This is a genomic window from Salegentibacter agarivorans (assembly GCF_900113135.1).
Classification (GTDB): Bacteria; Bacteroidota; Bacteroidia; order Flavobacteriales; family Flavobacteriaceae; genus Salegentibacter; species Salegentibacter agarivorans.
In genome coordinates this window covers 1-19,285 of sequence record NZ_FOOH01000041.1, presented here as the reverse complement: position 1 = coordinate 19,285, position 19,285 = coordinate 1, and the positions used below count along the sequence as shown (strand labels likewise).

16 protein-coding genes are annotated in these 19,285 nt (G+C 34.4%); 7 read left to right on the top strand and 9 right to left on the bottom strand.

Annotated features, from left to right (window positions below; all coding sequences use genetic code 11):
• Positions 1-252 (bottom strand): transposase (locus BM084_RS18490; protein WP_143083692.1); only part of this gene is annotated, 252 nt, incomplete at its 3' end.
• A 282-nt stretch (positions 253-534) separates the two neighbouring features.
• Here BM084_RS18490 and BM084_RS18485 point away from each other — a divergent pair.
• Positions 535-1,740, top strand: a complete 1,206-nt coding sequence (locus BM084_RS18485) for a site-specific integrase (protein WP_093306576.1) — start codon at positions 535-537, stop codon at positions 1,738-1,740.
• Positions 1,741-2,594: 854 nt separating this feature from the next.
• Here BM084_RS18485 and BM084_RS18480 read toward each other — a convergent pair.
• The 7 genes from BM084_RS18480 to BM084_RS18450 all read right to left on the bottom strand — a co-directional run bounded on the left by BM084_RS18480 (position 2,595) and on the right by BM084_RS18450 (position 13,145).
• Positions 2,595-3,719 (bottom strand): hypothetical protein, encoded by a 1,125-nt coding sequence (locus tag BM084_RS18480; protein ID WP_143083691.1) that lies wholly within the window; start codon positions 3,717-3,719, stop codon positions 2,595-2,597.
• A 542-nt stretch (positions 3,720-4,261) separates the two neighbouring features.
• Positions 4,262-5,083, bottom strand: coding sequence for a hypothetical protein (locus tag BM084_RS18475; protein ID WP_093306573.1), 822 nt, complete (start codon positions 5,081-5,083; stop codon positions 4,262-4,264).
• Between the two features lie 10 nt (positions 5,084-5,093).
• Complete coding sequence (locus BM084_RS18470) at positions 5,094-5,771, bottom strand: AbiV family abortive infection protein (RefSeq protein ID WP_093306571.1); 678 nt, start codon at positions 5,769-5,771, stop codon at positions 5,094-5,096.
• A 60-nt stretch (positions 5,772-5,831) separates the two neighbouring features.
• Positions 5,832-8,684, bottom strand: coding sequence for a type I restriction endonuclease subunit R (locus BM084_RS18465; RefSeq protein ID WP_093306569.1), 2,853 nt, complete (start codon positions 8,682-8,684; stop codon positions 5,832-5,834).
• Positions 8,685-8,781: 97 nt separating this feature from the next.
• The gene (locus tag BM084_RS18460) at positions 8,782-10,221 is read right to left on the bottom strand and encodes an ATP-binding protein (RefSeq protein ID WP_093306567.1); all 1,440 of its coding nucleotides are present in this window, start codon (positions 10,219-10,221) and stop codon (positions 8,782-8,784) included.
• A gap of 100 nt (positions 10,222-10,321) precedes the next feature.
• Complete coding sequence (locus tag BM084_RS18455; RefSeq protein WP_093306566.1) at positions 10,322-11,524, bottom strand: restriction endonuclease subunit S; 1,203 nt, start codon at positions 11,522-11,524, stop codon at positions 10,322-10,324.
• A gap of 1 nt (position 11,525) precedes the next feature.
• On the bottom strand, positions 11,526-13,145 hold the full coding sequence (locus BM084_RS18450) for a type I restriction-modification system subunit M (protein ID WP_093306564.1): 1,620 nt from the start codon (positions 13,143-13,145) through the stop codon (positions 11,526-11,528).
• Positions 13,146-13,461: 316 nt separating this feature from the next.
• Between BM084_RS18450 and BM084_RS18445 the strand changes: the two genes are divergently transcribed.
• The 3 genes from BM084_RS18445 to BM084_RS18435 are packed head-to-tail and all read left to right on the top strand — an operon-like array spanning position 13,462 to position 16,038.
• Positions 13,462-14,502, top strand: coding sequence for a hypothetical protein (locus BM084_RS18445; RefSeq protein ID WP_093306561.1), 1,041 nt, complete (start codon positions 13,462-13,464; stop codon positions 14,500-14,502).
• Positions 14,471-14,836, top strand: a complete 366-nt coding sequence (locus BM084_RS18440) for a hypothetical protein (RefSeq protein ID WP_093306559.1) — start codon at positions 14,471-14,473, stop codon at positions 14,834-14,836. The genes BM084_RS18445 and BM084_RS18440 overlap by 32 nt, the downstream gene beginning before the upstream one ends.
• Entirely contained in the window at positions 14,833-16,038 is a 1,206-nt protein-coding gene (locus tag BM084_RS18435) for a patatin-like phospholipase family protein (protein WP_143083690.1), read from the top strand. Before BM084_RS18440 ends, BM084_RS18435 begins: the two co-directional genes overlap by 4 nt.
• 276 nt (positions 16,039-16,314) lie before the next feature.
• On the opposite strand, the gene BM084_RS18430 is transcribed toward BM084_RS18435, so the two are convergent.
• Positions 16,315-16,548, bottom strand: a complete 234-nt coding sequence (locus tag BM084_RS18430; protein WP_093306555.1) for a helix-turn-helix domain-containing protein — start codon at positions 16,546-16,548, stop codon at positions 16,315-16,317.
• Positions 16,549-16,964: 416 nt separating this feature from the next.
• Here BM084_RS18430 and BM084_RS18425 point away from each other — a divergent pair, with 416 nt between their 5' ends.
• From BM084_RS18425 to BM084_RS19245, 3 genes are read left to right on the top strand one after another with little or no spacing between them, the layout of a single operon-like run.
• Positions 16,965-17,747: an RNA polymerase sigma factor gene (locus BM084_RS18425; protein WP_093306553.1), complete on the top strand. Its 783-nt coding sequence runs from the start codon at positions 16,965-16,967 to the stop codon at positions 17,745-17,747.
• Positions 17,748-17,749: 2 nt separating this feature from the next.
• Positions 17,750-18,850 (top strand): hypothetical protein, encoded by a 1,101-nt coding sequence (locus BM084_RS18420; protein WP_093306551.1) that lies wholly within the window; start codon positions 17,750-17,752, stop codon positions 18,848-18,850.
• Between the two features lie 59 nt (positions 18,851-18,909).
• Positions 18,910-19,050, top strand: a complete 141-nt coding sequence (locus BM084_RS19245; protein WP_177195733.1) for a hypothetical protein — start codon at positions 18,910-18,912, stop codon at positions 19,048-19,050.
• The last annotated feature ends 235 nt before the right edge of the window (positions 19,051-19,285 follow it).

Here is a 19,285-nt window from a genome sequence, read left to right as displayed (position 1 = left end):
CTGTTCTATCTTACGAGAGGAATACATATTGCGCAGGTACGCATAGATGATCACCTTAAGAAGCATCCGAGGATGGTAACTGGAAGTACCACCTCCTTTGTAACTTCGCTCCAGGTCAGCGATGTCGATTTGATCAATAATCGTATTGACGATTCTAACGGGATGATTTACAGGAACCAAATCATCATAACTGGGAGGTAAAAGACTTAACTGCGACTGGTTATAGGTCTTAAATACAACTTTAGCTTTCATTACATGAAAATAATAAAAACCTCAAAATAATCCAACAAGAAAGGCTGCCTTTTCAGACAGCCTCTGATTTTGTTGGTGGTCCCACCTGGGCTCGAACCAGGGACCCCTTGATTATGAGAAGTCAGAAATTGCTTACCCGTAACTTTCATTTATTTTCATTTAACTGATTATCAACTTTTTATGAATATTTATTTTTATTTTGGTTTCTTTAAATTACCTTTAATTGTCAATTTGTTGTACATATGTTGTACATGAAATGGATGGTAATCTAAAGATAAAACTATGGCTTCAATCAAAACCATACTTCGAAAAACTGCACTTAGAAACGGAAAATACCCAGTTCTTTTGAGGGTTACCAAAGATCGTAAATCTAAATTCTTCGGAACTCCATTCGAAGCTAATTTAAATGAATGGGATTCTAAGTTAGGAAGATTTAACAAAAAATATACTCAGCAACTTAAGTCAAATCGATTAATAGGGAAGTTTGAAGATCGTGCTTTAGAAGTAATTAGTGAACTGGAAATGAACCAGGATTTCTATACCCTGAATGATTTTGAAAGAAAGTTTAGGATACAATCAAATCCAGAAGCTTCAAATATACTTTCATTTTGGCAGGAGCAAATTGATGAATTTAAAGCGGCAGGGAGAATGAGCAATGCAGCCATTTATCACCATACTAAGAATTCAATACAGAAATTCGCAAAACAAAAGTCTTTACATTTTTACGAAGTGACCCCTACCTTTTTAGATAAATATGAAGTATATCTTCGCAATAAAGGCGGAACTGGTGGAGGTATTGGAGTGAAAATGCGAGCTATACGGGCTATTTTCAACGTGGCAATAAAAAGGGGAATAATAGACGAAAAACTTTACCCTTTTAAACACTATAAAATATCCAAACTAAAAGGTAAAGCAATTAAAAAAGCCCTGAACATTGAAGAAGTTCATAACCTTCAAAATTTAGATTTGAGTGATAAGCCTCATCTAATCAACAGTAGAAATTATTTTATTTTTAGCTTTTATACCAGGGGAATGAATTTCGCCGATATGATGAGACTAAAGTGGGAAAATGTTTCCGGCGACAGAATTCATTACACGCGAGCCAAAACCAAAGGAAACTTCATTATAAAAATTATGCCACCGGTAAAAAACATACTTGACTATTACCGCAAAAATAAAAGACCGTACATTTTTCCTATACTCCTTAGGGAAAACCTCACCCCCACTCAATTAAACGATAGAAAAAGAAAAACCCTGAGCAAATTTAATAAGGATTTAAAGGAATTAGGAAGTCTTGCCGGAATTGATAAACCCATTACTAGCTATGTTGCCAGACATAGCTTCGCCAATTGCTTAAAACAAAAAGGAGCGGGAACAGACATCATAAGTGAATCCCTGGGTCACCAGGATATAAAAACCACCAAAGCTTATCTTAAAGAACTCGATACTGCCATATTGGATGAAGCCAGTGAATTATTGCTACAGTAATTATGACACCTGGTACTAGTCTCATCAAATTGTAAGATCTTTCAAAGTGGCGCAATTTGACCGAAACAGGTGGCGTCATCACTCCGAAATAGTCAATAATCCTGAAATATTAGAAAAAATCCAGAATTACTTCTGCATTTTGGGTATGAAATATAATGGTCAAATTTGTTTCATTACAGCCAATATTGTTGATTTCTTTGGAGAGTAAATACAAATATGATATGCTGATAGCGCTGAAAAAAGAATTACAACATAATGGTATTGAATCTTAAAAGGTAAAAAAATAACAGGGGTCGCGACCCCTGTTATTTTTCTATTTACACAATTTATGAGATAGTCCTCAGAATAATTTAAAAATTCAGCTATCTTCTTTTTCTAAGGGGGATCAGCATTCGCCAAAACGACAGCACGCTAAATTTAGACTGTTAGGGGGCAGCTTAGTCCAGTATATCCAATTAAAAAATATAAACGCCGCTAGTTAATATTACAATTTAGGGATATATTTCCTCGATCAATACGATCTCCAAAAATTACGAATTATTATATTGGAGTTCAAGAATCAAGTTAGCTGCTTCATTTTATTATCTCCAATCTTTGCCTAAATTAGGGTGGTTATATGCCAGAACTTTGGAGATGTTATAGATATCTGCGCAGTATTCTAGGCGTAAAAATGCTCGAGAATGAAAAACACTATGGAAAGGTTATTGTTTAGTGATACTTGCCTGCATACACCCACTAAGTATTTCTGCATAAAATAGACACCATACTTTAAACCCTGAAAAAGGCTGTCTTTTCCTTATTTCCTTTTCCTAGTAGTTGCCTTGCGTGATTTGAGAAAACATAGTTTTGCTAATCTATTTGAAAATAACTCCATGCTCATATATTTCATAATCTATTCCTGGAAAAGACTGGAGAGAGTCCTTTTTTCTTATTGATTCAAAAATCATCTCCTGAGGGTCTCTATATAAAGGATCAAAAATATAGGATTTCGGTGACAAATAATAACTTTTTGAACTATCCATAAAAATGTAAATTAGTCCTAAATACTTATCTGAATTAGAGTATATTTTTGCGATGTTAATAACCGCTTTTTTATTTTTAGGTGATAGAGAGTCTGTTATAGCACCGTATTGTTCCCACTTAATATATTCACCATTAAATTTTAAACTATTTAAATAAAAACTTGCATTTAAAAATCCATTTACAAAAATTGGACTATCTTTTTTAAGACCATAAGTACTTTTTGTCAAATCCAATCCTGCTTCCTGAGGATTCAAATTTAAAAGATCACGACTTCGATGTTTATGATATTTTAAGATCATAGAATATGTACCTACAATAAATTTTAGATAATTATTTTTAGTATATATTCTGGCCTTTTCCAATAAATTAATGGCCTTATTCGGATCACCCCCATTAAATAATTCAATAAGACCTAAATAATAATAAATATAAAATTCTAATGGCTTGATTATATCCTTTTCATTCTCAAGAATTGAATTGAAATTCGCTTTATCGGTTATTTTATTACTTTTCTTTACATTAATAAATGAGAAATCGTAAATACATATCGATGAATTGCAATTTTCTGATATCTCATACGAACCAGAGACAATAAAATCTGCATTCAATTCTTTACCAATCTTCTGCAATTGGTCGTTATTTTTATACAGTATACTCTCACTATAAAATTTTATATTTAGATTTTCTAAATTCTCCCTATTTTTAATATCATTTATCATTTCATAAATCCGGAACGATATATTACTCCCTGTTTTACCACTATAGTTTTTAAACGGAAATATTAAAATATTTAGCTCTTTTTCATTTTTATCAAATTTATTGACATCTCCACCTAAATATCTATCAATATTATCATAGAAAGTGGCCAATTCATTGATATTACTAATGAGCCCGAATAAAAAAACAATTATAACTGAACCAATAATGACTAGTGGTTTATTTTTGACTTTTTTCAAGCATTGGTTAAATTTCAAACTCATTTTATGATATACAGACACAATAAAAATAAAAATTTTTGTAACCTTCTCTAAAATACATGGCAGATTACAACCACAACTGTATTTAATTTAATAATAATATAAGTTTTACTCGACCGGAATAATAATTGAAGAGCAATTGGTTCAATTTTTGAATAAAATATTCTTTATCTTCCCGAAGAATCCCTTTTAGGATTCAAAGTAATTCCCCCATACTCTAAAAAATATCAAATTAAGATAAATTCGTTAAACCATTTTACTCGGCGTTCCTTTTTTAAAATGTTCAGTGCCACTGAATACTCAATTGGAGTGAACATACATTAAAATAAAGCCGACTAAATAATACTGATAGTTTTCTTTCCTAACTTCTTAAACCTTTCCTATCGTGGAATGATCAAAAAAAACACTGATTCGAGACTCCCGGTTTGTGCAAAACACTGAGATCTTCAATTAACGATTTTTATTTTTCAGTCCCTAAAACTTGTATTTATTTATATTAGATAATTTACCTTAATGAACCTTCAATTCACGATCTCATTTACCAAATCAATCCGTTCTAATAACTTATTCACCAATTCCTCTTTGGTTACGAAATACTTTTTGTATTTGCCCGTAGTCTTCCCATTAGTTAAGGATACAGTTACTCTCCAACTGCCATCGCTTAATTGACTTGCCAAGTCAGGGATTTCCTTTGAAGGAATGAATAGAATATTTTCATCCATTTCCATCTTTTCCTGATTGAACACAAGCCCAATCACATAATAGGAATGATGCGGCTTAAAGGTATTGCCGTTAATTGTTAGGATTAACCTATTTCGTTTATGAACATTAAACCTAGTTTTTACCTGAATATAGATAGGGTTATATATTTTTTCTTTGAGAACTATAAGGTCAATTCCTCTGTCATCTATAACAGGTTTATATACATTTAAGAGACCCTGGCTATAAAGAAGTATGATTTCTTTAATCCTATCTTCTCCGATATTTCCCTTAGATTGAGAAGACAAACCGGAAACATCAATAAAATTTTCGTCTTCTTTCTCTTGAGAATCTTCTATTTTCTCAACCTCCTCTAGTGTAATTTCGACATCTTCTTCTGATACTTCAACTGATACAATGTCTCCTGTACTTAAATTATGCTTTTTATAAAAAGGAGTAAGTCCAAAAATCCTGTTATGGTCAGCATTATATTTTTTGATTTTAGGTTTTAGGGCTCCTTGGAAGAGAACCTTAATTTCTGCATTTTCATTCGGCAGCATTGCTCTTGCCTCGGCAGGAACATAAAGAAAGCCCAATTTCTTTTCTACACCTATTAATTTACGTTGGTATTTAATTGAATGCATAATTGTTTTATTATTTTAAAGAAAAGGAATATTCGCTCATTGCTTCGTTTATAAATAACTCAAGATCTCCGTGTATTTCATTGATCCTATTCCTAGATAGATGGTTTTCTAATTTAGGATGATAAATTATACAGAGCAGTTTGTAAAAATGCCTACATCGTTGCCAGGCTTCTTTAACTTCATAAAATTCTGATTCTCCAATCTCCTGTTTTGGATCTAAAAGCCTGTCTCTATATCCTACATAGAATCCATTGTTTTTGTAATCGTTGAATTTTTTCAATTTTTTTATTCGCTCATTTGTACTGATTGCGATCAATAAAACCTGTAATAGTTTTCCTGCACTTTGAAGTGGGCCTTTTCTGCCTTTTTTCTGCCATTTCTCTACAGCTTCATAAAAGGCATAACCCATCTCTAGTAGTTGGGCGACCTGGTGGCGTATCTTATGCTGACTAAAAAAAAATTTAGCATCCTTTAAATCATATACTTGCAAGGATTCACTGTGCATTTTTACTAAAATGGCTTTAACCAACTCTTCCAGGCTTAAAACCAGTAGGGAAGTCGCACGATTATAAGAATTGTTTTTATCAACCAAAAGACTCGCGTCCCTTAATAAATCCCGGGCATTTACATATAATGGTTTGTCAAAGTCCTTGGCTTGTTTGGAACTAAGGGTAAAAAAGGTTTGCATGCCTTAAATAGTTTTATGTTTAGCTACACTTTAAATCTTAATTAAATAATTCTCTCAGACCTAATTACCCATCCCATTAATAAAGGTTTCAACAAAGCCTATAATTTTTTTGAGCAACCTATCCCCTATTTTTTTACGCTGCAGTACCGATGGTTTTTCGGCTTCTAGTAAATTTAATAATTCATCCCTTAAAGGCTCTCTTTCAGCAAAAAGATAATCTTCGATAAGTTTCTGGGTTTTTTCTTTATCTAAATTCTCATCCTTTACTAGTTTATTAAATGCCTTTTGTTGTTCATCAGACCAGAATTGTTCAAATTCTTCCGGAATTTCATCAGTATCGGTTACCCGCGGTAAGTTTTCTTCGATGAATTTTTCAATGAGTTCTCTTTTGCTTCTTAGATTAGTTTCACCCGCAATTAGATCCACTACTTCCTTCTTTTTCCGCTGTTTGTCAGATTCTTTGGTGTTTTTTAGGTCCGCCAGTAATTTCAGAATATATGTGACGTTTATTTCATCCCGATGAATTAATTCTAGTTCAAAGTCTACATCTTCCAAAATAGATACCTTTTCTTTGCTATGATCGGTTTTTACTTTATCGTGCAGGTCAAGATACTTACTTTTATAATCCTCAAACTGTTGGGCATTCATCGCCAGGTCTTCCCAATCAAAATCAGCAAAGGTGCCCATAGTATTCTTAAGTCGCATTACTTCCCGAAAGGCTTTTATGAACTCCAATTCATCCTCTTCGCTTACAAGATTATCAACACTTTTAACAGTAGGGGTAATTTTCAAAAGATTGATATATGCTTCATTGAATTTCTTAATGTAATCCTCGTAGGGCTTCATTATAATCTCCTCTATCGCCTCTTTATTGCTAAAAAGCGTAATAGCCTCGTCGGTAACTTTTTTAAGATTGCGAAATACTACAATTTCCCCCTGGGATTTCTGTTCATTTATAATTCGATTGGTTCTGGAATAGGCCTGAATCAATCCGTGATATCGAAGATTTTTATCTACATATAAAGTATTAAGAGCTGGGCTATCAAAACCGGTAAGAAACATATTTACTACCAAGAGAATATCAATCTTACGATCTTTTACCTTCTTCGAGATATCATTGTAATAATTATAAAAAGACTGGCTATCCCTAGTGGAGAAATTAGAACCAAACATTTGGTTATAATCACCAATATAACTTTCTAATTTATCTCGTTTGTGCTGATGTAAACCATAAAGCACAGGAGCCTCTTCTACTACCGAAACCTCTTCCGGAATAAAACCATTTGCGTCAGCATCCTCTTCATTTGCAACATAACTGAAAATTGTCGCTATTTTTAAATTATGTTTTCCCTCCTCCTTTTTCTTGCGGAAAAAGTCATAATATTTAACCAGTATATCAGTACTGCTTACACATAACATAGCAGTAAATTCACGACTATGGGTTTTTCTATGGTGATTTGCAATTATGTAATCTACAATTTTGTCTATTCGTTCCGTAGACTCCATAAGTTCCTTGCGGTCTATATCTTCAACCTCCACATCTATTTCGGTGGCGCTATCTTTTTGCCTAAACTTCCCCACGTATTCTACAGCAAATTTGAGCACGTTCTCATCTTTAATAGCATCGGTGATAACATATTTGTGCAGGCAAACTCCAAAAAGATCTTTCGTTGTTCGCTTACCTAAGTCATTTTTGGCTGCATTATCGGCAAAAATTGGCGTACCGGTAAAACCAAACATCTGGTGATTATTGAAGAAGGTTTTTATACGATTATGGGTATCACCAAACTGACTACGGTGGCATTCATCAAAAATAAAGACTATTGGCTCATCTTGCAGATTTTGCATTTTTTCCAAATAGCGTTTCTTACTGATGGCGGTATTTAATTTCTGAATTGTAGTAACGATCAATTTAGTATCATCTGCAAACTGATCTACCAGCGCCTTTGTGTTATCTGTTCCATCAATGCTACCCTTTGAAAAGGAATTGAACTCTTTGGTAGTTTGATAATCCAGATCCTTCCTATCTACCACAAACACCACTTTTTTCACCTGCGGCATTTGCATAATGATCTGGCTGGCTTTAAAGGAAGTCAGTGTTTTCCCCGAACCGGTGGTATGCCAAATATAACCGTTATGGGTACTGTTTTTTACCTTATCTATCATTGCCTCTACAGCATAAAACTGATAAGGCCTTAACACCATTAAAATTTTATTGGTTTCATTTAAAACGATATACTTACATATCATTTTCGAGAGATGACAAGGCTCTAAAAATTCACTAGTAAAACCGTTAAGGATATTGGTGAGTCGTTTATTTTCTTTATTGGACCAATAGAAAGTTTGCTTGAAAGACTGATGCCTGTTGTTTGCGTAGTATTTGGTATTAACCCCGTTACTTATAATGAAAATTTGAACATATTGGTAGAGTGCCGAATTACTCCCAAAAGAATGTCGCTGATAACGATTCACCTGATTAAAGGCTTCTTTCATCTCCAGCCCCCTTCTTTTTAATTCGATTTGCACCAGGGGCAGCCCATTGACCAACAAGCTTACATCATAGCGGTTCTTGTAATTCCCATCTATGGTAACCTGGTGGGTAACCTGATACTGATTTTGACACCAATGAATGGTGTTTAAGAATTCGAAGTAGAGATTATCCCCATTATCACGAACAATATGCTGCTTTTCCCTAAGTGTTTTAGCTTTTTCAAAAACAGAACCTTTGCTTAGAATATTTAAAACCCGGGAAAATTCATCATCCGAAAAACTTACATTATTATGTTTCTCTAATTGGGTTTTAAGGTTCGCTATTAATGCATCCTCATTGGGTATTATTACCTTTTTATACCCCAGGCTTTGTAATTGATCGACTAATTTATTTTCTAGGATTTGCTCTGATTGGGTAGCCATATATTTGTTTAGTTACATGAACGTTACATTGTATTAAATTGACAATTAACATTTTAACGGTATTCCGGTTGACTTTAGTCACATATTAATTACATCATTATTGTGCCCAATACGGAATATATGTTTTGGAGTTTTCATGTTCAGTTATAAGTCCATCTTCAATGGTTTGTTTAATAATTCTAGATGCCTGGGGGTAATTCTTATCATCGATGCCAAAGCGCTGCCTTAAGGAGGAATTTGACATATATTCATTTGACAGATATTTTAAAACACAGTGTTGGTAAGTTGCTCTTACTTTATCCTTTTTAGTCATTTGGCGTAAAGATTTTGTTGCAAACAATTTAACACGGGTATAATTATCTCCATTTATGAATTCAGGCGCTGGTAATTGATAGGTTTCAGCTTGATAAATTACTTTATCTATACCGCTTCCTCTCTCTTCGCAAATTTTCAGCCTTCTCATAAATCTAGCCAGAGCTTCATTTCTACTTTCAGGGCTGTGATCTATGAAGCGGTTGGTATCTATCATCGGTTTACCAGGGTTCGTAATTTCAATACGGTCAGAATATATTTCTATCATAACACCAGTACCACTAATACTAAAATCCTGATGTATTAACGCGTTGGCAACAAGCTCTCTTATAGCCAATTCAGGAAACATTTTAACCTCTTTACGAAAAACTCTACCTATTTCCTCATTAGTAGGAAGTTGATCATTTATAAAATTAATCATGCCTTCAAAACCAATTGCGTATCCTTTCTTACCTTCCTGCTCCTTGATGGTTTCAAGTTTGTTTTTTCCTTTATAAATAATCACCCTTGGAGCTTTTCGACCTATTTCCTGAAAATCGTTCAAGTCATTAGCGAATAAAATCGCCCCGAGATTAGTTATTGCGTACTTTTTTAACCTAAGATTTAGTAATTTTTCTTCCACCAGTTTTTCAAAAATAGCCTCTCTACTCTCCGGCAAAGGAATACCTAGCATCTGAAAGACCTGAACAAAACCTATTTTAGTTAAAGCATCAGTGGAATGCATATAGGGAGTAGCTAAATTTTTTTCAAAAACTTCTTTATTTAATTTCCTCCATAGACGGGATTCCCTATCTGAATGGTCTTTCAATTCTTTAGTGTAGCTACCAACCCGTATATAGGCAACACCTTTATAACGCAAGGGATGTCCAATGGGAGTCTGGATTTGAAAAATAACAATATTCAAATCATCAATTTTATGTTTAATAACAGTAAAAGTAGTACGAGGCTGTAACTGTGTTGAGATATAATTCTCTATTTCCTGGCCTTTAATTTTAGTTTTATCAGGGTCAAAATTAGTTCCTTTTATCGTATGAGTTTTATCTTCAATCCCGTAAACAATATAACCATACCTTTTACCTTCCAATAATGCAGCATTAGATAATGCCGAAATATTAGAACCTAATTTTTCAGGATTCCAATTGTCACCTTTAAATTCAACCCACTCACTCTCCTTAGGTAACGCCTGCAATTCATTAATTAATTGATTAATATCTTCTTCGTTCATAATACAGTTACTTATTTGTTACATCTAAAAGCTCCTATTTTACTGGGGTTTACAGTAATAAATTAACGCTTAGTTACATCAGTGTTACATTGTTTTATTTCTATACAAACATTTGCTGTAGCAAGGCTTTTCTATAGGATTTACTCTGCTCTATTTGTTGGGTGATTAATGCTATTTTTTTGTCAAGGGTCTCTACGAAAGATGCTATTTTTAATTGTTCCATTCTATTTGGCAATGGAATTTTAATTTTTGAAAAATTCTCAAAAAACAAATATTGTCTAACGCCTCCTTCACTAAACCTCAAAACATCTTTATTAAATTGAAAGGTATTAAGATATTGCTTCAAATATCTGTCTTCTAAAGCTTCTTTTGTTTTGAAGCAGACATATAAGGAACTAACTATAATATCATCCAATTTTCCACTAAAACCAATTGAACCGACATTAATCCTTGCAGGGTTATAGGCAAATGTATTTTTCTTGATAACTTTATAAAGGCTTATATCGTATCCCCTTTCATTGCTATCCATCCCATCAAATTGCTCTCCTTGCGGTAAAAATCCTTCTTTGTTATTGATGGAATAAATGGGGTAATTTATATTCTCTTTATTTTTCTTCCCCGTTTTAGTAGTTAATTTACCCAACTGAAGATACTTCCATTCTGGAAAATCCTTCCCATCACCATTTTTAAACCTCAGTTCCTGTTTAAAGATTTTTTGTATTACACCTCTTTTGTATTGTTCTAAAAGGTCTTTCTTTTTCTCCAGGTTGTGGATGCGGGTGTCAATTGCTGTGAGGAATTTGGCTATTTTTTGTTGTTCTACTAATGTGGGAATAAATAAGTTATAAGGTATTATATGCTTATTATTTAATTGGGGAATAGTTGAGGTATCAGCAATTCTATAAAGCTTTTCTTTTATAATCTTATAGTACAAAAATTCATAATAAAGTTTTGAATCATCACACTTTAAAGCCATCATATTACTATCCATTAATAAAGGAACAGAACTAATCCTAATTTTATTATTTAAAATGGCTGCACCTCTTTTGGGAAAAAGGATGGAATTAAATTCAATCAAATTATTACTTGAATTGGAGTAAAAGCGACTTTGAAATTGGTATTTTTCACAGTTATTAAGTTCCTCTACTTTAATAAATGGATATTTTCCATCTTCAGAAAAATTATATGAAGAAGGACTAATACCACTTTTTATTTCAACAAGCTTTCCTAACCTAACCCTTTCCCAATCATTAGAAAACTCCCGAAACCGTAACTTCGGCACTAATTTCTTTTCTATCTGCATCTTAGAACGGTGTTTTAATATTCAATTCTTTGCAAAAAGAACCGATGAGTTCATCGTTTTCTCGACGATCGGTATCGAGGTTTTGAATTTCTGTCGCCACGGCTCCAATATCTACCGATTCTTCTTCTTCAAAAGTATCTACATAACGAGGAATATTAAGGTTGTAATCGTTTTCGGCTACCTCGCCTAAAGGAGCCACATAGCTGTATTTGTCTTCGGTTTTGCGTTCGCGGTAAGTGCTTATAATTTTATCTATGTTTGCTTGGGTGAGCACGTTTTGCGTTTTAACTTTATCATAGTGCTCACTAGCATCTATAAATAAAATATCATCGGGATTTTCACGGCATTTTTTATAGACCACGATACAGGTAGGAATGCTGGTGCCATAAAAAATATTGGCCGGTAAGCCTATAACGGCGTCAAGATAGTTTTTCTCTTTAATTAGGTATTCTCTGATATGGCCTTCCGCACTTCCCCTAAATAAAGCTCCATGTGGGAGTACTACTGCCATTTGCCCGTTTTCAGCTAAATGATAAACCATATGTTGCACAAAAGCGAAGTCGGCCTTGCTTTTTGGAGCCAATTTGCCATACTGGCTAAAGCGGTCATCACTCATAAAAAGCTGGTTAGCACTCCAATTCGAAGAAAAGGGTGGGTTGGCTACAATAGCTTCAAACCGCTCTCCCCGGTGTTGAGGGTGCTCTAAGGTGTCTTCTTGTTTGATATCGAATTTGCGGTAATGCACCCCGTGCAATATCATATTCATTCTGGCCAGGTTATAGGTAGTACGATTAAGTTCCTGTCCGTAAAAATCATTTACTTCTTCTACCTCTTTGGCTACTCGAAGTAGTAAAGACCCACTTCCACAAGTAGGATCATAAACGGACTTTAATTTCTTTTTCTCCGTGGTTACTAATTTAGCTAAGATCATACTAACCTCTTGAGGTGTGTAGAATTCACCTGCTTTTTTACCAGCGCCACTGGCAAATTTTCCTATAAGGTATTCGTAGGCATCACCCAGAACATCTAATTCGGTTTGCTCAAGTTTAAAATCAATTTTATTTAGATGCCCCAATACTTTGGATATAATCTCGTTTCTGGAATTCGGGGTTTTACCAAGCTTAGTCGAATTTAAATCCAGGTCTTCAAATAGGTTATCGAAATCTTCTTCACTTTCGGTACCCATCGTGGAATTTTGCACATTATTTAAAATAGCCTGCAAATCTTCCAAAATAAAATTGCTCTTCGTTTGATACTCCACTTCTGGATCGGCGGCCATTGCCATATCTTCCAGGCTTACTTCCTTATGATTTCCTCGTTTAGCAACCGCGCTAAATAATTCTGAAGGCTTCAGAAAATACCCCAGTTTTATTAAGGCTTCCTCTTTTATGGCTTTCAAATATTCCTGTCCGGTTTGAGTTTCTTCATTAATTTTAGAGTAGGTAATACCATCAGGTTTTAAAATGGTATTCGCATAGATATCCATTTTCTCTGAGAGATATTTATAAAAAATAAAACCGAGGATATAGTCTCTAAATTCATCGGCATTCATTTTTCCTCGTAAGGTATTAGCAATATTCCAGAGTTGCTGTTCTAATTGCTTCTTATGATCTTCAGACATTTATTGGGTATAACTTAAGTAGATTAATTGTATTTCATTATCACTTTACAGCGAGGTAGGGTTTGCTGTTAAGGAAGGCAAGATAAGAATTTCACAATTTTAAAGAACTTATAAATTCCAAAAAAGCTTTACGCTTGAAAAGTAAGAAAGTAAAATATTAGTGTGTGCTAAAGTCTAAACGAAAATTGAGAAAACTAGAATTACTCAAATGTCTGAAAAAATGTTTGTCTCAGAATTACTATATTTGGCAATCCTATTTAATAGCTACCCCTACCTCTTCTAATTAAATACGGAAACTTAATCAAAAAAGTAATCTATGACTGAAGCTGAAAAAGAGCTTTATGCCACCGTTTTAGACTCCAGAGTAATATCAAGAAATCTTAAAGCACTTTTACAAAAATACAAGGACGAAAATCGGGAACTTATCAGAATTTCGGGTTCTAAGAGTGAGAAAATCGAAAATATATTTGAGGCTGTTGAGGCTGGCGTAATCGAATTGTCAGAAGTGCAGGCGCTGATAAAAGACTCAGAAGAGTATGGTGATCAGTATATCTATTTATATACTCCGATTGAAGGGGCAAATTTAGAACAGATTAATGATGGGGAATCGGTTGCCAATTCACTACTGCCCGTAGGTATAAGAGCGCAATTTCCAAAAATAATGCAAATGCCGGATCAACGAGAATGGGTTGATTTTAGGGCGCCTAATCGTGGTAAGGAGAACTCTTGGCTAGTGAAACTTTATGGCAAAAAAACTAGAGAAGTAAAAGAAGATGAGGAATTTGATAGAGAAACAGGGCGCAGAATAGTTACTTATCAAAGAAAGGAGGATAGGTTAGTATTTATTGCAGAATGGGATGGGAAAGAGGAGCTCGCCGTCAAAATAAGTAGAACTTCTTTTGATTCTCCTACAAGCCTAAGGTCTTCGAAGAGAGGATTTGAGCAATTGATAGCTCCTGCGGTAAATATACCTACTAAGTTTACTCACTTCGATTTATCAAACGTGATAAATAACGTTTTAGAAAAATGGGAAGATAACAAGGAAATTTATAACTTGCTAAGTGCAAAATTTATTGATACCCTTCAAGGACACGCTACATTTAGTACTTACGGAGAAGACGAATTAGATTTGTTATCAGAACAATCTAGAAAAGAGGCAATAAATGCTTATCTTAAGGGTGACGGAAGGGCTAGTAATGTTGTCTTTAAATTACTAGCTGATGGATCCGGGGATAAATTATCTCAGGATCTAACTATTATTTTAGGAAGAGACGAAATGAATCAAGTTATTATTCCTTCCTCAATTAGCCCACAGGAATATAAATATGTTAGAAGAAAAATTGCAGAATTTAGTTAAGGAATATCCTAAATATTCTCAAATTTTTGAGGCTATTTTTACTTGGTTTGAAAATAATCCTAACCAAAGGGCTATAACTATGGACTATTTCTATACTAATAAGTATGGTTTTTCTATGCGAGATCTAAATATTTCTTTTATGATTTTAAAAGAAAAAGAAGTGCTCCGAACTATATATAGAATATTAGATGACCATGGGAGTAAAATTGGTCGAGATTTTACTAGTATTGAGGAAATTCCTCGAATTCTTTCCACCATGCACGGAGATAAAGTAGAAATTGATTATAGTATGATTGTGCCATATTACGCACTACAAAATAGTACCGTAATTTGAGCAAGGAATCTTTGACAGAAATAACAATCCAAGTAACTTCAGATTTTTACGATAACATTAAGCCTAGATGTAATTCATTGGCCGATTATGCAACGCTTGGAGAGGAATGGATTGAAAAAATTAAAAGTAAATATTCCAATCCCAAAATTACTAAATTAGCTAAAGAGGTATTAGTTAATGCAACCTTCCAATTTAATAGGGATTTTTCTCCAATTCAATCAGATACCTTAGGTTTTGACCAAATAGCTCTGGTTATGAAAGGTGGAGGCATTAAAGGATTAGCCTATGTGGGGGCAATTGAAATATTAGAGAAATTTTATAATTTCACTTGGTATACTGGAACTTCAGCTGGTGCTATAACTGCAATTCTACTTGGCTCAGGTTACAATCACGAAGAATTACAGAAAATCCTTTTTGATAAAAATTTTAATGATTTTAAGGATGCTTCATATTTTGATAGGATGTATACTTTACTGACTTCCAGTGGCTTTTTTAAGGGGGATTCATTTATAATCTGGTTGAATGGCCTACTAGCAGATAAGCTCAAATTAGCCTATGAAGTTAAATTAAAGGACCTTCCAACGCGTACGTCAGTGTATGCCAGTAGCTCTGATAAAAGTGCGATTATTTTTGATTCAAAGGATCAAGGCTCAAATGAAAAAAGTGCTGCATTTGCTGCTAGGTGTAGTATGTCTATACCGGTGTTTTTTACTCCTCAAATGGATGATGGTAAAAGAATTTATGATGGAGGAACTTTGAATAACTTTCCTGTAGAATTATTACTAAAGGAATTTCCTGACACGAATTTTATTGGTCTATATCTAGGTTCTGAGCACTATAAATTTAAGAAGAAAACACTGATTGGAGACTTAATTAGTTTGTTTTTAGAATCGAAAGAACCGGGTATTCTTCGTGAACATAAAAAGAAGATTGTGGTTATGGATCCTAGTCCTATAAGCACTACTAAGTTTAAGTTATCAAAATTTGAAAAGGAATTTCTTATAGACGTAGGACGTTTAGCAGCAATTAAATTTCTAGATGAGAGAGGAGACCTCAATAAAGAAGATTATGGTTATGCTAAGAAAAAACAGAAATTAGATTTAATGCGTATTAAACTTAAAAGGAAGAAGGAAAGAAAGGATTCCTTAAGGTATATTTTAGGAGCTGTTCTTTTGATTTCACTATTAATGTGGATTTTTTAGATAACATTAGGCATCTTAAGACTTATAATAAATTTCTCCAATTTATCTCCTGAGAAATTTTCACTTCTGTAATTGGCTTTATCCTGCTAATTTTAACTCCTGTGAGCTCATTTAAAGTATTATATTATAAGAAAAGCAAATTTATACTTTAGGAGTAGGGTCCACAAAACTCTTTGGATCATACGTATCATCTTTTTATAACAATACGTATTTAATGGATAAACATAGCTTCATAAGATAGTTAATAGAGAACAAACGAATTCTTTTATGGTTTATTTAGAGAGGCATATCCGGCCAGAAATCTTTGGGAGAACAACCTAAAACTTTAGCAATCTCATTAAGGTGATTGATATTATATTTTGCTTTTTTTGAAGGAGCTTCGATATCTCCAATAAAACCAACTCCCTTACCCAACGATAACGACAATCGCTCCTGAGTAAATCCTTTCTCCTTTCGGATTTCTTTTACTCTTGAGATAATTTGTAACTCTATTTGTGTTAATTTATTCAATTTGTCTAGGTTTCACAAGCAAATTGGCGACTATTTTTAAAATTTAACAATGGACTATAGTCCATATTTTAATTATTTTATATATTAGCATTAGAATAATATATTTGCGAAACTTCTTTAAGTAAAATATTAGAAGCATTTCGCTTTGAATCTCGCCATCGAAAACTGGTAATTTTAGGAACGAGATGATAAGCAAGGATGCTCACGACCTAGGCGTGGGCTCTCTTATCGTTCCAAGGTATACCAGTACCAAGATGGCATAAGTTGAGTCTCCACGCCTTTTTTGTTTGTAAAAAACAGGCATTCTTCTCAATTTTTTTCAAAGCCATCTTCTCTTTATATCTAAAAAGATTTCGCTTAAGCTAAATTCAGTTTAATCCTGGGGGTATTTATCTCCGGCTTAATAACGACTGCTTATGTTACAGCGTATTTTTAAATTATTACAGCAAGGACATCCCGATGCTTTGGAACTAATCTATTCCAGGTATAACCGAAGCCTCTTTTGGCTCGGCAAGAAAATTATTAAGGATGAATTTGTCATAGAAAACATCCTTCAGGATACTTTCCTCATTTTATGGAAGAAAAGGGATAGGATAGAAGAACCAGAACATATATACTCTTTCCTTCGTTATGTGATGAAAACTGAGTGTATCTATTACTATTGCAAGCCCAGGAACAAGTTTCAGCGGAGCGTCTCCAGGCTGGATTATTTCGGGAACTACCAGGAATATATGCACGGCTATGATCCGGAAGAAAAAGATGAGCATCTAAAGGGCCAGGAAGCGGATCAAAAAGCTTTCGACCGGATTCGAAGTGTTCTCCCCTTGCTTAGCAGTGAAAGAAAGCTTCTAATTGAACTCTGCTTAAAATACGGTTTTCAGTATAAGGCCATTGCCCAGGCGATGGGAACCAGCACTGCCAAAACCAGTATCGAAGTAAAAAGTGCTATTGAGGATATTAAAAACATCATTAATAAAGGGAGTTCGCTTGAAGCTAAACCAAAACCGATGCTGGCGGTAAAGATTCAGGGTAGCATGACCAGGGAACAGGAAAAGGTGCTACAGCTGCGTACGGAAAAAAAATATTCCTTTGCGGATATTGCCAGTGAGCTGAACCTTTCCCAAAAGGAAGTTCACGAGGAATTTATGGTTGCCTATAAGCTAATGCAGCTCAAACACGAACAACAACAATCAGCTTAGTCATGAGAAAAGATACTATAAAACTCACCCGAAAGATCCAGCTGCAGGTAGATGCCCCTACCAGGGAAGAAAAAAAGGAGGTTTATGAGACGCTGTACCGCTGGCAGAACCGAAGCTACAGGGCGGCTAATCTCATTGTAACCCATTTGTATATACAGGAAATGATCAAGGAATTCTTTTATTTATCGGAAGGAATAAAGTACAGGTTAGCGGATGAAAAAAAAGCTGAAGACGGCATACTCAATTTTTCAAAAATCAACTGCACCTACCGGGTGGTATCCGATCGATTTAAAGGGGAAATTCCTACCGACATTTTATCTAACCTGAACAATAATATAATGAGAAACTTTAGTAATGACCTATCGGCTTATAGGAGTGGAGAACGCTCCCTGGCTAATTTCAGAAGGGATATCGCCTTTCCTTTTGGAACCAGGGGTATTCAACGCTTATGTTATAAAGAAGAAAAAAAGACCTTTTGTTTTCGATTATTTTCCGTTCCGATGAAAGCTTATTTAGGAAGAGATTATACCGATAAACGAAGCCTATTGGAACAGGTAGTGGCCGGCCAAATCAAGCTTTGTGCCTCTAAACTTCAACTGAAAAATCGAAAAATTTATTGGTTAGCCGTATTTGAAGTTGAGAAAGAAAAGCATAGCCTGAAACCGGAAGTAATCGCAGAAGCTTCTTTATCTATGGAGTATCCTATTATAGTGAAAACCGGAAAAGCAACACTTAGTATTGGCAGTCGAGAAGAGTTTCTATATAGAAGGTTAGCCATACAGGCTTCTCTAAAAAGGGCACAAAACGGTGCATCTTATTGCAGATCGGGAAAAGGTCGTAAACGCAAAACAAAAGCAACGGAAAAATTCCACGAACTGGAAAAAAATTATGTAGCTAACCGCTTGCATGTTTACAGCCGAATGCTAATTGATTTTTGTATCAAACATAAAGCCGGGACACTCATTTTGTTAAACCAGGAAGATAAAATAGAAATAGCCAAAGAAGAAGACGGATTTATTTTGAGGAACTGGAATTATTACGAACTGATGACCAAAATAAAATACAAGGCCGAAAAAGCCGGTATTGAACTTATCGTGGATTAAATTGAATGATGAGGGTGCTTGTACACCCGAAAGGTGAGGTCATTAATAACACTCACTAAATGCACTCAGCATATACAACAGGGCCTTCCCCTATTAACCTTTTAGGTTTAAAGGCCGAAAGGAACTGGAATTATTATGAACTGATAACAAAAACAAAATACAAAGCCGATTTAGCCGGTATTGAACTTATAGTGGATTAAATTATGAGGGTGCTTGTACACCCGAAAGGTGAGGTCCCTAATCGCACTCACTAAATGCACGCAGCATATACAACAAAGCCTTCCCCTATTAACCTTTTAGGTTTAAAGGCCGAAAGGAACTGGAATTATTATGAACTGATAACAAAAAAATACAAGGCCGATAAAGCTGGTATTGAACTTATAGTGGATTAAATTATGAAGATACTTTTACATCAGTAAGGCTGGGGTCGAAATC

Excerpts from the sequence above, each read along its gene's own strand:
- BM084_RS18485 (WP_093306576.1), top strand. The coding sequence starts at position 535 with ATGGCTTCAATCAAAACCATACTTCGAAAAACTGCACTTAGAAACGGA.
- BM084_RS18475 (WP_093306573.1), bottom strand. The coding sequence starts at position 5,083 with ATGCATTCAATTAAATACCAACGTAAATTAATAGGTGTAGAAAAGAAA.
- BM084_RS18470 (WP_093306571.1), bottom strand. The coding sequence starts at position 5,771 with ATGCAAACCTTTTTTACCCTTAGTTCCAAACAAGCCAAGGACTTTGAC.
- BM084_RS18465 (WP_093306569.1), bottom strand. The coding sequence starts at position 8,684 with ATGGCTACCCAATCAGAGCAAATCCTAGAAAATAAATTAGTCGATCAA.
- BM084_RS18460 (WP_093306567.1), bottom strand. The coding sequence starts at position 10,221 with ATGAACGAAGAAGATATTAATCAATTAATTAATGAATTGCAGGCGTTA.
- BM084_RS18455 (WP_093306566.1), bottom strand. The coding sequence starts at position 11,524 with ATGCAGATAGAAAAGAAATTAGTGCCGAAGTTACGGTTTCGGGAGTTT.
- BM084_RS18450 (WP_093306564.1), bottom strand. The coding sequence starts at position 13,145 with ATGTCTGAAGATCATAAGAAGCAATTAGAACAGCAACTCTGGAATATT.
- BM084_RS18445 (WP_093306561.1), top strand. The coding sequence starts at position 13,462 with ATGACTGAAGCTGAAAAAGAGCTTTATGCCACCGTTTTAGACTCCAGA.
- BM084_RS18440 (WP_093306559.1), top strand. The coding sequence starts at position 14,471 with ATGTTAGAAGAAAAATTGCAGAATTTAGTTAAGGAATATCCTAAATAT.
- BM084_RS18425 (WP_093306553.1), top strand. The coding sequence starts at position 16,965 with ATGTTACAGCGTATTTTTAAATTATTACAGCAAGGACATCCCGATGCT.
- BM084_RS18420 (WP_093306551.1), top strand. The coding sequence starts at position 17,750 with ATGAGAAAAGATACTATAAAACTCACCCGAAAGATCCAGCTGCAGGTA.
- BM084_RS19245 (WP_177195733.1), top strand. The coding sequence starts at position 18,910 with ATGCACTCAGCATATACAACAGGGCCTTCCCCTATTAACCTTTTAGGT.